This is a genomic window from Streptomyces sp. NPDC046759, assembly GCF_040645475.1.
Taxonomy (GTDB): Bacteria; Actinomycetota; Actinomycetes; order Streptomycetales; family Streptomycetaceae; genus Streptomyces.
The window spans coordinates 37,721-52,047 of record NZ_JBEYYJ010000015.1; the positions used below are offsets into that span (position 1 = coordinate 37,721).

Sequence of the window (14,327 nt, forward strand, 5' to 3'; positions counted from 1 at the left end):
GGCCCTGACATCGGCGTCCCTAGCGATTGACGGCCCGCATCCCCGCCTCGTCGTACCGCTCGCCCGCAACCTGGGGCAGCTCCGCGTCGATGCGGGCCAGGTCGTCCTTGGTCAGCTCGATGCCGACCGCGCCGGCGTTCTGCTCCAGGTAGGTGCGCCGTTTGGTGCCCGGGATCGGCACCATGTCCTCGCCCTGCGCCAGCACCCAGGCGATGGCCAGCTGGGCCGGCGTGACGTCCTTCTCGGCGGCGATCTCCTTCACCTTCGCCGCCAGCCGCAGGTTCGCCTCCAGGTTGGCGTCCGTGAAGCGCGGGTTGTTGCGGCGGAAGTCGTTCTCGTCCAGCTCGTCGGGCGAGGTGAAGCGGCCCGCGAGGAAGCCACGGCCGAGCGGGGAGTACGGCACGAAGCCGATGCCCAGCTCACGGCAGGCGGGCAGCACCTCGGCCTCCACGTCCCGCGTCCACAGCGAGTACTCGCTCTGCACCGCGGTGACCGGGTGCACGGCGTGCGCCCGCCGGATGGTCTCCGCGCTCGCCTCGCTCAGCCCGATGTGCCGCACCTTGCCCTCGGCGACCAGCTCGCCCAGCGCGCCGACCGTCTCCTCGATCGGCACGTTCGGGTCGACCCGGTGCTGGTAGTACAGGTCGATGTGGTCGGTGCCCAGGCGCTTCAGGGATCCGTGGACGGAGCTGTGCACGTGCTCGGCCGAGCCGTCCTGCCGGCCGACGGTGCTCATGTCGCCCGGCACGGCGTCGTCCATCCGGTAGTTGAACTTCGTTGCGACCACGTACTCGTCACGGTGTCCCCTGATCGCCTCGCCGACCAGCGACTCGTTGGTCAGCGGGCCGTACACCTGGGCGGTGTCGAGGAAGTTGATGCCGAGTTCGAGGGCCCGGCGGATGGTCGCGACGCCCTCCTCCTGGTCGGCGGAGCCGTAGAACGCGGACATCCCCATGCATCCGAGGCCGATGGCCGATACCTGGAGGTCCCGCAGACTGCGCTTCTGCATGTGATGGGCCAGCCTTTCCTGCACACTCGATCGTCGTTCCGTACGGCACGGGGGCCTTCATCCATCTAGCGACGGATCGCGGCACCCGGCATCCCGTGGGGGAGCCGGATGCGGGCCTTCCGCCTGCCCGACGTCTGCGACGCTACGAGTTGGAGCGCTCTCCAAGTCAAGCGGCGCTCCACGCGTGGACCGGGAAACCGGCCGTACCGGTGGCCCGGACAGTTCGTCCCGGGGCGGGGAACGTCGGTTCTCCTGTCCTGCCCCTCGCCCGCCCCCGCGTCCGCCGCCCCCAACCGGTCACCTGAGAGGGCTTCCCGGCTGCCACGGGCTCGGCCCCGTGCCACGGCGCCATGCCTCGAGGTCACGGCCGTTCATGCACACGATCCCGCACTGGCGCGCGTACTCGAGAGCAGGCGCCGTGAAATCACTCGTGGTGACGAGCACTGCGATGTCGGCCTCGTGGATGGTGAAGCAGGTTCCCCCGAAGCGCTGCATGTCCTGGGAGCCGACCTTGTGGGCGTCACTGTATTGCTTGCACTGGACGACCACGCGTCGTCCCTCCGTCGTGGTCGCGACGATGTCCGCTCCCAAGTCCCCGGCGCCTCCGACCACCTGCACGGCCCGGCAGCCGTCCCGGGCGCACAGGTCGGCCACGGCCTGCTCGAAACCGTCGGGGTCCAGCTCGTCGAAGCCGGCCGCATGACCGGGGGCCACCGGGTCCTGGACGTCGTCCGGGCCCAGCGGAGCGGTGGTGGCTCGTGGCGCCGCGAGGCCGGTGCACGTCTCGTCTCGACCCGTGCCCGCACAGGCGCCACCGGGGCACGGTTCTCGTGATGCGCCGATCCGTGCCGCCGGCGCTTCCACCTCGCCCACCGCTGTGCGGCGAAGGCTGTCCGACGCCGTCTCCGCGGCCTGCTCCAGCGCCCGGGCAGCCCGGCGCGCTCCTCTCGCGGCGGACACCGTTCGCCACCGGCGCCGGGACATCAGGGCGGCCGCGACGCCGAGCACCGCCAGTGCAGCGGCCCACCACGGGCGGCGCTCGACCACACCCACTGCCGTGTGCACCAAGAACGCGAGGAGGCACAGGCTGATCGCGAGCAGCAGGAAGAACAGGGCCGTCGCACGCAGATCGAAGCGCCGATCGCTCCGCACCGGTCGAACAGGGCGCGCGGGTATGGTCATGCGGCTTCCTCCCAGGCGGCAGGCGAAGATCATTGACCTACGCATGCCCAAGATCGCCGACTGTTCGCGCACCTCTCGCAATGGCCTGGGTGCCGCCGCCACGGCCGCACAACCACGAGCCCCGCCACGGCACCTGGGGCGGGAAGCCTGTACTGGAGGACGTGTCCGAGGCGGTGACGGTTGCCTTCCGGGGACCGGATTCCGCCGCTGTGGACCTGTGGGTATTCCCACACCCCCGCGCTTCCGTGAAGGATCTTGACGCCCGCCTTTCGGCTCGCTGAACTGTCACCGATCGGGTCTCACCACCACAGAGACCCACACCGGGGGAGGGACCGGGCGCATGTCGGAACGACAGCGGCACGAACAGCGGCTGATCGAAGAGTTCCGCGCCGCCCAGCCCGGTACCGCACCCTCCTCACCCGCCCCGCCGGCTGAGCGCACGAGCGCCGCGACTCGCACGCGGGACGGGTCGACCGGAAGAGATCCGTACATCTATACGATGACGTCTGAAACAGGCGCATGACGGATAAACACCCTGCGGCCGGAATACCGGATGGAGCGGGGTGAAGGGGGCGATGGACATGACGGGGGAGCCGAAGGCGATGGGCTGCCGTGTCTCATGACGGCTGAAGGGCGCATCGAGTGGTGCCGCTCGCTGCTCGCGCGGTCGGCCCGGCTCACCGGACGCACGCTGCGGGGCGAGTGGCACGCCATCGTCGTCGAGCCGGTGCAGCGGCTCGCCCGGCGCGGAGTGTCCGGGCTGCTGCTGGCGTTCGTCGCCGCGTGCGGCGTCATCTTCTTCCACGCGATCGCCCAGCACCCGCTCGGCGCGCTGTGGGTGACGCGGCTCGGCGGCGTCAGGGCCGACCTGCCGCTGTGGCTGTCGCTGCTGCGCACGCCCGTGTCGCTGTACGTCCCGGCGCTCGACCTGCCCGTGTGGGCCGGCATCACCCAGCTGTTCCTCGCCTTCGCCTGGGCCGAACTGGCCCTGGGCCGGGCCCGGACGCTGGCGATCTCCTACGCCACCACCGTGGCCGGCACCCTCACCGCCCGCGTGATGATCGCGATGGGGCCCGGCTGGTGGGGCTTCGGGCTGCCGCCCGAGTGCGCGCACGTGCTCGACACCGGACCCTCCGCCGCCGTCGTCGGCCTGTTCACCTACCTCGCGGTGATCAAGCGCGCGCCCGTGGTGTTCACCCTGACCGGCGGATCGATGGTGTGGGAGTCCGTCGCCGTACCCAATCTGGCCGGCCGGGAGCATCTGATCGCGGTGGGCTCGGCGATCGTCCTGGGCCTCCTGCACGGCCGCCGGGCGTGGCTGCGGGCCCGTCTGCGGTCCCTGCTGCCCGTCCGGTACGCCGGGCACGCGACCGCGGAGCCGCCGGTGGTCCCCCCGCCCGTTCCGCCCCGGCCCGCGCCCGCCCCGGCGACCGGCGACCGTGCCCAGGACACGGCGATGACGTCCCTGGAGTGCTGATCCCACCACGCGGGCGTGTGTGGCGCCGCCCACCCCGGGCATGTGATGGTTTTCGCACGTCGACATGCACGGGCACCCCCTAAGGTTGCCGCGAGGTACGGCAGGGCGTGGCTGACACCGTGGTGTTCGTCGCCGGCAGGCAGCTGAAGGGAATCCAGGATGTTCCGCAAGGTGCTGGTCGCCAACCGTGGCGAGATCGCGATCCGCGCGTTCCGGGCGGGCTATGAACTCGGCGCGCGCACCGTCGCCGTGTTCCCGCACGAGGACCGCAACTCGCTGCACCGGCTCAAGGCCGACGAGGCGTACGAGATCGGGCAACCGGGGCACCCGGTGCGGGCCTATCTCTCCGTCGAGGAGATCGTGGGGGCCGCCCGCCGGGCCGGCGCCGACGCCGTCTACCCGGGTTACGGCTTCCTCTCCGAGAACCCCGAACTGGCCCGCGCCTGCGAGGACGCCGGCATCACCTTCGTCGGCCCGAGCACGGCCACCCTGGAACTGACCGGCAACAAGGCCCGCGCGGTCGCCGCCGCACGCGCGGCCGGCGTGCCCGTGCTCGGCTCCTCCCAGCCCTCCACCGACGTCGACGAACTGGTGCGCGCCGCCGAGGAGATCGGCTTCCCCGTCTTCGTCAAGGCGGTCGCGGGCGGCGGCGGCCGCGGCATGCGCCGCGTGGAGGACCCCGCCCAGCTGCGCGAGTCCATCGAGGCCGCCTCCCGCGAGGCGGACGCCGCGTTCGGCGACCCGACCGTCTTCCTGGAGAAGGCCGTCGTCGACCCGCGCCACATCGAGGTGCAGATCCTCGCCGACGGCGAGGGCAACGTCATCCACCTCTACGAGCGCGACTGCTCGCTCCAGCGCCGCCACCAGAAGGTCATCGAACTGGCCCCGGCCCCCAACCTCGACCCCGAGGTGCGGGCGCGGATCTGCGACGACGCGGTGCGTTTCGCCCGTGAGATCGGCTACCGCAACGCGGGCACCGTCGAGTTCCTGCTCGACCCCGAGGGCAACCACGTCTTCATCGAGATGAACCCGCGCATCCAGGTCGAGCACACCGTGACGGAGGAAGTCACGGACGTGGACCTGGTCCAGGCCCAGCTGCGGATCGCCTCCGGCGAGACCCTCGCCGACCTCGGCCTCTCCCAGGACGCGATCACCCTGCGCGGCGCGGCCCTGCAGTGCCGTATCACCACCGAGGACCCCGCCAACGGCTTCCGCCCGGACACCGGCCGGATCAGCGCCTACCGCTCCCCGGGCGGCTCCGGCATCCGCCTGGACGGCGGAACCACCCACGCCGGTACGGAGATCAGCGCCCACTTCGACTCGATGCTGGTCAAACTCACGTGCCGGGGCCGGGACTTCAAGGCCGCGGTGGGACGCGCCCGGCGTGCCGTGGCCGAGTTCCGCATCCGCGGCGTGGCCACCAACATCCCGTTCCTCCAGGCCGTCCTGGACGATGCCGACTTCCAGGCGGGCCGGGTCACCACCTCCTTCATCGAGCAGCGCCCCCACCTGCTCACCGCTCGCACCTCCGCGGACCGCGGAACGAAACTGCTCACCTACCTCGCGGACGTGACGGTCAACAAGCCGCACGGCGAACGGCCCGAGCTGCTCGACCCCGTCACCAAGCTGCCGTCGCTGCCGGCCGGCGAGCCGCCCGCCGGCTCCCGCCAGCGGCTGGTCGACCTCGGCCCCGACGGATTCGCCCGCCATCTGCGCGAGTCGCCGACCATCGGCGTCACCGACACCACCTTCCGGGACGCCCACCAGTCCCTGCTCGCCACCCGGGTGCGCACCAAGGACCTCCTCGCCGTGGCCCCGGTCGTCGCCCGCACCCTGCCCGAGCTGCTGTCCCTGGAGTGCTGGGGCGGCGCCACCTACGACGTCGCCCTGCGCTTCCTCGCCGAGGACCCCTGGGAGCGGCTGGCCGCCCTGCGCGAGGCCGTGCCCAACATCTGCCTCCAGATGCTGCTGCGCGGCCGCAACACCGTCGGCTACACCCCGTACCCGACGGAGGTGACGGACGCCTTCGTGCAGGAGGCCGCCGCCACCGGCATCGACATCTTCCGCATTTTCGACGCCCTCAACGACGTCGGCCAGATGCGGCCCGCCATCGACGCCGTACGTGAGACCGGCACCGCGATCGCCGAGGTCGCCCTCTGCTACACCGCCGACCTCAACGACCCGGCCGAGCGGCTCTACACCCTCGACTACTACCTGCGCCTGGCCGAGCAGATCGTCGAGGCGGGCGCCCATGTCCTCGCGATCAAGGACATGGCGGGCCTGCTGCGCGCCCCGGCCGCCGCCAAGCTGGTCTCCGCGCTGCGCCGCGAGTTCGATCTGCCCGTGCATCTGCACACGCACGACACGGCGGGCGGCCAGCTGGCCACCTACCTGGCCGCGATCCAGGCGGGCGCCGACGCGGTGGACGGCGCGGTGGCCTCGATGGCCGGTACGACCTCGCAGCCGTCGCTGTCGGCGCTCGTCGCCGCCACCGACCACTCCGACCGGCCGACCGGCCTCGATCTGCAGGCGGTCGGCGACCTGGAGCCGTACTGGGAGGGCGTCCGCAGGATCTACGCCCCCTTCGAGGCGGGTCTCGCCTCCCCGACGGGCCGGGTCTACCACCACGAGATCCCCGGCGGGCAGCTGTCCAACCTGCGTACCCAGGCCGTCGCGCTCGGCCTCGGCGACCGCTTCGAGGACATCGAGGCGATGTACGCCGCCGCCGACCGCATCCTGGGCCACCTCGTCAAGGTCACCCCGTCCTCCAAGGTGGTCGGCGACCTCGCCCTGCACCTGGTCGGCGCCGGCGTCTCCCCGAAGGACTTCGAGGAGACCCCCGACAGGTTCGACATCCCGGACTCGGTGATCGGCTTCCTGCGCGGCGAGCTGGGCACCCCGCCCGGCGGCTGGCCCGAGCCGTTCCGCACCAAGGCGCTGCAGGGCCGGACCGCGCCCAAGCCGGCGCCGGAGCTGTCCGCCGAGGACCGCGAGGGCCTGGCCAAGGACTGCCGGTCCACCCTCAACCGGCTGCTGTTCCCCGGCCCGACGCGGGAGTTCGAGGCGCACCGGCAGGCTTTCGGCGACACCAGCGTGCTGGACAGCAAGGCGTTCTTCTACGGCCTGCGGCCCGCCAAGGAGTACGCCGTCGACCTGGAGCCCGGCGTCCGGCTGTTGATCGAGCTGCAGGCCGTCGGTGAGGCGGACGAGCGTGGCATGCGCACGGTGATGTCCACGCTCAACGGCCAGTTGCGGCCCATCCAGGTCCGCGACCGGAACGCGGCCTCGGACGTGCCGGTGACGGAGAAGGCCGACCGCGGCAACCCGGGCCATGTGGCGGCGCCGTTCGCCGGCGTGGTGACCCTGGCGGTCGGCGAGGGCGACGAGGTCGCCGCCGGAGCCACCGTCGCCACCATCGAGGCGATGAAGATGGAGGCCACCATCACCGCACCGAAGGCGGGCCGGGTCTCCCGGCTGGCCATCAACCGGATCCAGCAGGTGGAGGGCGGCGACCTGCTGGTCGAGCTCGCCTGAGCCACCGCGTGCGGCGGCTGGAGGGGCGCCGGGTCAGTCCCAGAGCGGGTAGGTCATGACCTGGTTGAAGCCCTCCGGCCGGGCGCCGGAGTAGGTCAGGCTCATCTGCGTGAAGCGCTGGAAGGCCGGATGCCTCTTCCACTGCTGGTCGCCGGTGAGCCGGATGACGACCGGGTACTGGCGGAAGGTGCCGGCGGCGCAGTACGGGGTGCAGTCGTTGACCCAGTTCACGCCCACGGCCTTCGCCTCGTTCGGACTCCACTGGGTCCAGTGGAGTCCGGCGAGCCGGCTGTTGCCGTCGCCGCAGGCCAGGATGAACTCGACCGGGCGGACGTTCTTGTGGAAGAAGCAGTCGACCAGCACGGGCCGGACCGGACCGGCCTGCACGCCGGTCCCGGAAGGGGTCGGGGAACCGGTCTGCACGCTGCTCCCGGGAGGGGTGGGGGGACTGGCCGAGGGCGTCGTCATCGCCGTGGTCAGCAGGGCTCCTGCCGCCAGGGTGACCGCCGTTCCCACCAGTGCTCCGCGCATGGCCGCTCCCACCGTCGTGCTGTGTTCGACCGTCGACTCGACGCTACGACCGTGCGGCCGTTTGCACCAATCGCGCAGGTCGCGCGGCGTGTCACCCGTGTGCGACGGTCAAGCCGTAGAACGCGACCCGGGCGCCCCTGGTGGTGCTGTCGGAGGAGGACTGGTTGTAGGAGCCGGCTTTGAAGTACTGCTTGTACTGCTTGAACGACGACGCGATGCCGTAGTGGGTGGTGGTGCCGTTGACGGTCAGGTCGACGGTGTTCCCGCCGGACACGGCGATGGTGTAGCTCCAGGTCCTGCCGACCGCCACATGGCCCACGGTGTGCGGGGTCTGCCCGCCGGACGGCGAGTTCTCCATGCCGAGGACGATGTCGCCGTTGGCGTGGTAGTACAGCTCCAGCAGCGGCTTGGTGGAGGAGCCGCCGCTGCCGAGGTGGATCTGACCCACGCACACGTTCGTCGTCACCGAGACCACACGCAGGGTGGCGCTCATCCGGTGCGAGCCGGACAGCGCCCAGTCGGCGGCGCTGCCGTCGCGGTTCATCTCCCGCAACTCGGAGCGGGCGTAGTGGGAGTTCGGCGTGGTGACGCCCTTCTCGGGCGCCCAGAAGGTCATCGCCCCGTCGCGGGTGTCGGTGTAGAAGTAGGCGTCCTGGTAGCCGTTCGCGCCCTGGAGCCGGGACGACGGGACGGTGGTCGGGTGGCCGGGGGAGCCGACGGGCTCCTGGAGTTCCCAGACCGACAGGTCGAAGTTGCCGCCGGGCGCTGCATGCGGATCGGCGGCGTTCGCGGCGGTGCCGTCGAGCAGGGTGAGGGCGAGGGCGAGGGCCGCGGCGGTGGTCGGCAGGGCGGTGAGCCGGGTTCGGGTCATGTGGGGGGTCCCTTCGTCGGACCGGAGGCTTCGACCGGGATGCGTTCAGCATGGTGAACGCTGAACGCATCCTTGGCCGCCGGTGACCCGAGAAGTTAGAGGCCTGAACCAGACACGTCAAGACTTCAGCAGGCGCCCTCGTCCTGCCACGGGCCCCATTCCGAGGCGCCGGGCACCTCGTTCTGGGTCCACCACTTGGCCTTCCAGTTGTGCTTGCCGTAGGAGACCTCGTCGCCGGCCGTGTACACCGCCGTCGAGCTCCACGCGGTCTTGCAGGAGGTGGGCGGAGGGGTGGGGGTGGGCGTCGGTGTGGTGGTCGGCGGGGTCACCCCCGCGAACTTCACCGAATACTTGGCGAAGTCCCAGGAGCTCTGGGTGACACTGGAACAGGTCCCCGACGTACGGCCTCCGTTGTCCGGTGGGGTGCACTGCCGGTCGCGGTTCAGGGACCAGAATGTGAACCGGTCCATGTTGTGGCTCGTCGCGTAGTCCAGCACGGTCTGGAAGTCGGACTGGGTGAAGATCTCGCCCGTGTCGCTGCGGCCGTTCATGCCGGAGAAACCCTCGTGGGCGTACGCCGTCGCCTGGTCCCAGCCGAAGGTCGACTGCAGGATCGAGTTGAAATTGGTCAGCGCGCTGGTCTGGCTCGACCCGCCGTTGAAGCCGCCGTCGAAGGGCATGATGGAGAAGTTGTTCGGGGTGAAACCCTGTGACTTGGCCTCCAGCAGCATCTGCTTGCCGAACCAGCCGGTGCCGTCCGCGGTGCCGGCCGTCGTCACGGAGACGTACAGTCCCGGGTTGTTCTGCTGGAGGATCTTGGCCGCGCCTATCTCGTTCTTGATGGCCGCGGTGTTCTCGTACTCCGGCTCCTCCAGATCGAAGTCGATGGCGTGCAGTCCGTACTTGGTGACGACCTGCTGGTAGGCCGCCGCCGTGGATGCGGCGTCCGCGCAGGTCTGGCCGAGCTTGGTGCCGCCGTAGCCGCCGATGGAGACGGACACGTCACCGCCCTTGGCGCGGATCGCGTTGATCATCGACTGTACGGCCGTGTCCGAGGCGACGGACGCGGTACCGCCCCAGGTGGGCGAGCAGCCGCCGCCGTTGGGGGCGAGGACGAAGGCCAGTTGGAAGGCCTTGAGGCCGGTGGCGTCCATGATGGCGGCGGGGTCCGGCGGATCGTTGTCCAGCGGCATCAGGTAGGGCGCGGCGGCGTACCAGCGGTTGCTCAGCGCGCTGGTCGCGCCCGAGGCGTTGGCCGTGACGAGCGCGGTGGTGCCCGCGGCGGCCAGCGTGACGGCCGCCGCAGCGCCCAGACATGCCTGAAGACGTCTCACTGCGTGCCTCCAGAGGGTGGGGTGGGGAGCCCCGGAGCGGGGGAGCCCCCACCCTCCGGGAGCTGTTGCGGTCACGTCAATAACTTGGACTAGACCAACACGGTCTTTGGACTAGACCATAGGATCTCTTTACCTCCCGCCGACCAGTCGCACGGTGAAGCCCCGCTCCAGCGCCAGACTCGGCGTGGTGATGGTCGTGACGTGCGATGCGGTGTCGTACGACCATGCGGAGGCGGGCAGTTGACGGCCGTCGAGGAGGACCCGCGCGGGCGCCGCGGCGCCGTGCACGGTGAATCGGTAGCCGCGGGCGTCGGCCTTGCCGGCGTAGTCGCCCCTGCTCGCCCCCACCGTGACGGTCGTCCCGGCACCGTCGGCGCGCAGGGACACCCGCTGGGTGGCGGCGGCGCCCCCGGCGAAGTCGCGGGTCACCCCGTCGTCCTCGTACAGCGTGTAGCGGCTGGTGCCGTGGGCCGCCGGATACAGGTCCCAGTCCAGCTCGTGCCGGTCCCGGGTCTGCCAACTCGTTGTCCCCTGCGGCCACATCGGCACGATCGCGCCCTCACGCACGAACAGTGGAAGCGTGTCGAGCGGGGCGTGGTAGCCGTTGACCGTGGTCGGGCCCTGGTAGGTGCGGCCGGTCCAGTAGTCGGTCCAGGTGCCCTTGGGCAGGTAGATGCCGTCGCGGGTGCCGGAGTCCTGGTACACCGGAGCCACCAGGAAGTCGGGGCCGGACAGGAACTCGTACTTCGCCTGCTCCCCGAGGGTGTTCGGGTCGTGCGGATACTCCAGCCACAGCGGGCGCACCGCGCCCACGCCGGTCTTCGCAGCCTCGGCGGACAGCGTGTACATGTACGGCAGCAGCCGCTCCTTGAGCTGGAGGTACTTCCTGTTGACGGAGGTGTACGGCTCGCCGTCCAGCCAGGGCTGCTGGTCGGCGGGTTTGCCGGTGGTGAGGTCGCTCGCCCAGCCGTCCATGGTCATGATGGCCGGCAGGAACGCCTTCCACTGCAGGTCACGGGCGTACATCTTGGCGTCGTGGCGGTAGATGCTGCCCACGTCACCGGTGTCGTAGGCGATGCCGGACAGGGTCGCCCCGGCATAGGTCGGGATCTGCCAGCGGATGTAGTCCCAGGACAGCTTCTGGTCGCCGCTCCAGAGCACCCCGCAGCGCTGGGCGCCCGCCCAGGACACCGGCAGCCACACGAACCCGCGTGCGTCGCTGTTGTCCTCGATCCCCTTCTTGGCCGCGTCGCAGGCGTCCAGCGCGAACTTGTAGCCGTTGCCGACCCAGGCCACGTCCAGCTTGGCCACCCGCTGGCCGGCCTTGACCTGGTCGGCGAGCTTGCCGATGCCGTCCTGGGTCCACAGGCCGAGCTGGGCGTGGTGGTCCTGCAGGCCCGCGGCGGTCTGCTCCAGGTTCTCGTACCCGCAGCCGTAGCCGTCGTTGACCAGCATCCAGCCGAGCGGCATCCGGTTCCGCGTGTACCCGTCGGCGATCTTCAGCGCGTCCAGGGTGTGCCGCTCGCCCCGGTTGGCGTTGTGCAGGTAGCAGTCGGAGTCGCCGGGTTCGAGGCCGTACACCGGAGGCATGAAGGGCTTGCCCACCAGCGTCGTGTACTTGCCGATGACCTGTTTGGCGTCACCGAGGAAGTAGTAGGCGTCCAGGCGGCGCTCCTGCTGGCCGGTGGTCACCGGCGAGCCGAACGTGTAGACGCCCGGAGCGAAGGTGTTGCGGAAGGCGCCGTACCCCGCGCTGGAGAGGTAGAACGGCTGGGAGTTGTTGTAGCCGCCCTCGTTCCAGTCGAAGCTGTTGGCCACGTACATCGTCTGCCCGCGGTGCGAGAAGCTGCCGTTCTGCTCGCCGCCGCCGAAGAACTGCTCGTCCGTGCCCCGCACCAGGCTCTGCCGCATGCCGCCGGTCGACCAGCGCAGCGGCTTGTCCTCCTGCCAGATCCGGGTGCGGTTGTCGAGCTTGTACAACCCGAAGCGGAGCGGACTCTTGTAGATGCGCAGGACCGCCTGCGGCGAGCGGACGCCGTAGTAGTCGCCGGCGTCGAAGGACGAGGTGCGCCGTTCCGGGGCGGGCTGCCGGCGCACGATCGCCGTACCCGCGGGATCGTTCAGTGATCCGGACGGATCGGCCTGGAGCCTGAGCTCACCACCGGTCAGGAAGTCGGCCTCGGCGGTGAGTCCTCCCGCCTGGACGGTGTACCGGCCCTCGCCGCCCGAGAAGGACGTGAGATCTCCGGCGTCCGTGGTGGCGGGCAGGTACGCGCTCCCCGTGAAGGAGTCGTCGTGCACGTCGTACGGCACGACGACCACGTGGTACGTCCCCGACGCCCGCGGGATCACCGTGGCCTCCGGGTCGGCGGTGCCCGCGCTGGACGCCACCTGCTTGCCGTGGTCGTCGTACACGTACAGGTCGAAGTCGTCGGAGGGCTTCTGCCAGGTGATCGACAGCGGGACGCCGCCCCCGGGGTTGTCGTCCCAGTAGCCGTCCGGCACCGACACGGTCAGGTCGAAGCGGTCGCAGACCTTGCCGTCCGGATCGGCCGCGGCGGCCGGGCAGCTCTCGGTGCCCCCGCCGGTGCCCTTGGCGTAGACCGGGCTCTGCCAGCCGACGCTGCTGTGGGCTGCGTCGAGCACGGCGCCGGAGGCGGTCGAGGCCGCCTGGGCGGGCGGTGGGGCGGCGAGCAGGGCGCCCGCCAGGGCGGTCGCCAGCCCCAGCGGCACCCAGGCCGGCCACGGCAGACGATGGCGCAGTCTTCGCGGTCTTTGCACGGCGGAACAGCTCCCCTCGCAGCACTGCGGACTGACCGTTCTTTGGTCTTGATGCTTGGAATCGCTCGAAACAAGCGCCAATTGAGCAACTTCAAGCAGGAAGCCTCGAGCGTGGCGCAGGTGCATGTCAAGGCCGCGAGCCCGACACGGTGTCGGCGCAGGAGAGTTGGGCCGATGTCCGCAGACCCGTGGCGGATCATCGGTCGCCTGAGGCACCCTTGACAGTGTGCGTACTGTTTCGCGACGTTTGAGCAGTCACGCGCGGAGGGGAAACCGGCGCACATCGGAACCAGTGGCAGGACGCGCCCGGCGCGTCATGGGGGGAGCGGTCGCCCATGCGATCCATGAGCCATGATCCATACACCTCACCGTCCCGTGCCTCGGGCACACCGCTCTCGAAGCCTGTGGAAGGGCGGTCGAACTGAGGTGGAGATCACCGTCCACAGACCCGGCGAGCTGACGCCCGAGCTCCGCGGGGCCTGGCACCGCGCGATGGCCGAGTCGCCCGAGTACTCCAATCCCTTCCTCGCCCCCGAGTTCGCCATCGGGGTCGGCCGGTACCGGAGCGGGGCCCGGGTGGCCGTGCTGCGGGAGAACGGGGAGCCCGCCGGGTTCTTCCCGTACGAACGGGGGCCGTTCGGCACCGGACGCGCCATCGGGCTCGGACTGTCCGACTGCCAGGCCCTCGTGCACCGGCCGGGGCTCACCTGGAACGCGGGCGAACTGCTGCGGGCCTGCGGGCTCAGCATCTTCGAGTTCGACCATCTCGTGCAGGAGCAGCGGCCGTTCGCGGCGCACGTCACCGGCACCTTCGCCTCGCCGGTGATCGATGTGAAGCCGGGCGACGGCGGCTACCCGGAATGGCTGCGGAGCACCTACCCGGGCCTGGCCAAGACCACCCTGAAGAAGGAACGGCGGCTCGGCCGGGACATCGGCGAGGTGCGGTTCGAGTTCGACGAGCGGGACCCGGAGGTGCTGCGCACCCTGATGCGGTGGAAGTCCGCTCAGTACCGCAGGACCGGCCGCATGGACCGGTTCTCCCGGCCGTGGATCGTCGGCCTGGTCGACCATCTCTTCCGGATGCGCGAGGAGCACTTCACCGGAGTGCTGTCCGTGCTGTACGCGGGTGACCGGCCGGTCGCCGCCCACTTCGGCCCCCGCTCGAGCACGGTGCTCGCGGCCTGGTTCACCGCCTACGACCCGGAACTGCAGTACTACTCACCGGGGTTGATGATGCACCTGCGGACGGCCGAGGCCGCCGCCCGGCACGGGGTGACGCTCGTGGACCTAGGGCGCGGCGACAAGGAGTACAAGGACTGGCTGAAGACCCGCGAACTGCGGGTGGCCGAGGGCTTCGCGGCCCGCCCGCATCCGGTGGCGCTGGCCCAGCGGCTGTGGCGCAGGCCGGTGCGCGGGCTGCGGAACACGGTCAACGCCCATCCGCAGCTGCGCCGGCCGGCCGACCGGCTGCTGAGGACCGTCGGGAGGTGGCGCACCGAGGGCGTGGCGGCTTCCCCGGCCGCCCGGAAGAATCGCCTCCCGGAGGGGTAGCCACTGGCAGGTTCTCGTCAAAATTTTGCCAAGCGGCGGACGTTTTCGCGCCAACGT

General features: G+C 70.7%; 8 protein-coding genes and 1 pseudogene. 3 read left to right on the forward strand and 6 right to left on the reverse strand.

Features of this window, described 5'->3' with window-relative positions; translation table 11 throughout:
* Positions 1-19: 19 nt before the first annotated feature.
* Both ABZ919_RS21040 and ABZ919_RS21045 read right to left on the reverse strand, forming a co-directional pair.
* On the reverse strand, positions 20-1,009 hold the full coding sequence (locus ABZ919_RS21040; protein WP_361249847.1) for an aldo/keto reductase: 990 nt from the start codon (positions 1,007-1,009) through the stop codon (positions 20-22).
* Positions 1,010-1,306: 297 nt separating this feature from the next.
* Positions 1,307-2,191, reverse strand: a complete 885-nt coding sequence (locus tag ABZ919_RS21045) for a restriction endonuclease (protein ID WP_361249850.1) — start codon at positions 2,189-2,191, stop codon at positions 1,307-1,309.
* Positions 2,192-2,810: 619 nt separating this feature from the next.
* Here ABZ919_RS21045 and ABZ919_RS21050 point away from each other — a divergent pair.
* Positions 2,811-3,668: a hypothetical protein gene (locus ABZ919_RS21050; RefSeq protein ID WP_361249853.1), complete on the forward strand. Its 858-nt coding sequence runs from the start codon at positions 2,811-2,813 to the stop codon at positions 3,666-3,668.
* A gap of 159 nt (positions 3,669-3,827) precedes the next feature.
* The gene (locus tag ABZ919_RS21055; protein ID WP_361249856.1) at positions 3,828-7,202 is read left to right on the forward strand and encodes a pyruvate carboxylase; all 3,375 of its coding nucleotides are present in this window, start codon (positions 3,828-3,830) and stop codon (positions 7,200-7,202) included.
* 33 nt (positions 7,203-7,235) lie between these two features.
* On the opposite strand, the gene ABZ919_RS21060 is transcribed toward ABZ919_RS21055, so the two are convergent.
* The 4 genes and pseudogenes from ABZ919_RS21060 to ABZ919_RS21075 form a co-directional block, all read right to left on the reverse strand.
* Complete coding sequence (locus tag ABZ919_RS21060) at positions 7,236-7,733, reverse strand: hypothetical protein (RefSeq protein WP_361249858.1); 498 nt, start codon at positions 7,731-7,733, stop codon at positions 7,236-7,238.
* A 91-nt stretch (positions 7,734-7,824) separates the two neighbouring features.
* Complete coding sequence (locus ABZ919_RS21065; RefSeq protein WP_361249860.1) at positions 7,825-8,604, reverse strand: polysaccharide lyase family 7 protein; 780 nt, start codon at positions 8,602-8,604, stop codon at positions 7,825-7,827.
* A gap of 125 nt (positions 8,605-8,729) precedes the next feature.
* On the reverse strand, positions 8,730-9,938 hold the full coding sequence (locus ABZ919_RS21070; protein WP_361249863.1) for a carbohydrate-binding protein: 1,209 nt from the start codon (positions 9,936-9,938) through the stop codon (positions 8,730-8,732).
* Between the two features lie 228 nt (positions 9,939-10,166).
* Positions 10,167-12,239: pseudogene (locus ABZ919_RS21075) on the reverse strand (TIM-barrel domain-containing protein); the annotation flags it as partial.
* A gap of 906 nt (positions 12,240-13,145) precedes the next feature.
* Here ABZ919_RS21075 and ABZ919_RS21080 point away from each other — a divergent pair.
* Positions 13,146-14,270, forward strand: a complete 1,125-nt coding sequence (locus ABZ919_RS21080) for a GNAT family N-acetyltransferase (protein ID WP_361249865.1) — start codon at positions 13,146-13,148, stop codon at positions 14,268-14,270.
* The last annotated feature ends 57 nt before the right edge of the window (positions 14,271-14,327 follow it).

Excerpts from the sequence above, each read along its gene's own strand:
- ABZ919_RS21065 (WP_361249860.1), bottom strand. The coding sequence starts at position 8,604 with ATGACCCGAACCCGGCTCACCGCCCTGCCGACCACCGCCGCGGCCCTC.
- ABZ919_RS21045 (WP_361249850.1), bottom strand. The coding sequence starts at position 2,191 with ATGACCATACCCGCGCGCCCTGTTCGACCGGTGCGGAGCGATCGGCGC.
- ABZ919_RS21050 (WP_361249853.1), top strand. The coding sequence starts at position 2,811 with ATGACGGCTGAAGGGCGCATCGAGTGGTGCCGCTCGCTGCTCGCGCGG.
- ABZ919_RS21040 (WP_361249847.1), bottom strand. The coding sequence starts at position 1,009 with ATGCAGAAGCGCAGTCTGCGGGACCTCCAGGTATCGGCCATCGGCCTC.
- ABZ919_RS21060 (WP_361249858.1), bottom strand. The coding sequence starts at position 7,733 with ATGCGCGGAGCACTGGTGGGAACGGCGGTCACCCTGGCGGCAGGAGCC.
- ABZ919_RS21055 (WP_361249856.1), top strand. The coding sequence starts at position 3,828 with ATGTTCCGCAAGGTGCTGGTCGCCAACCGTGGCGAGATCGCGATCCGC.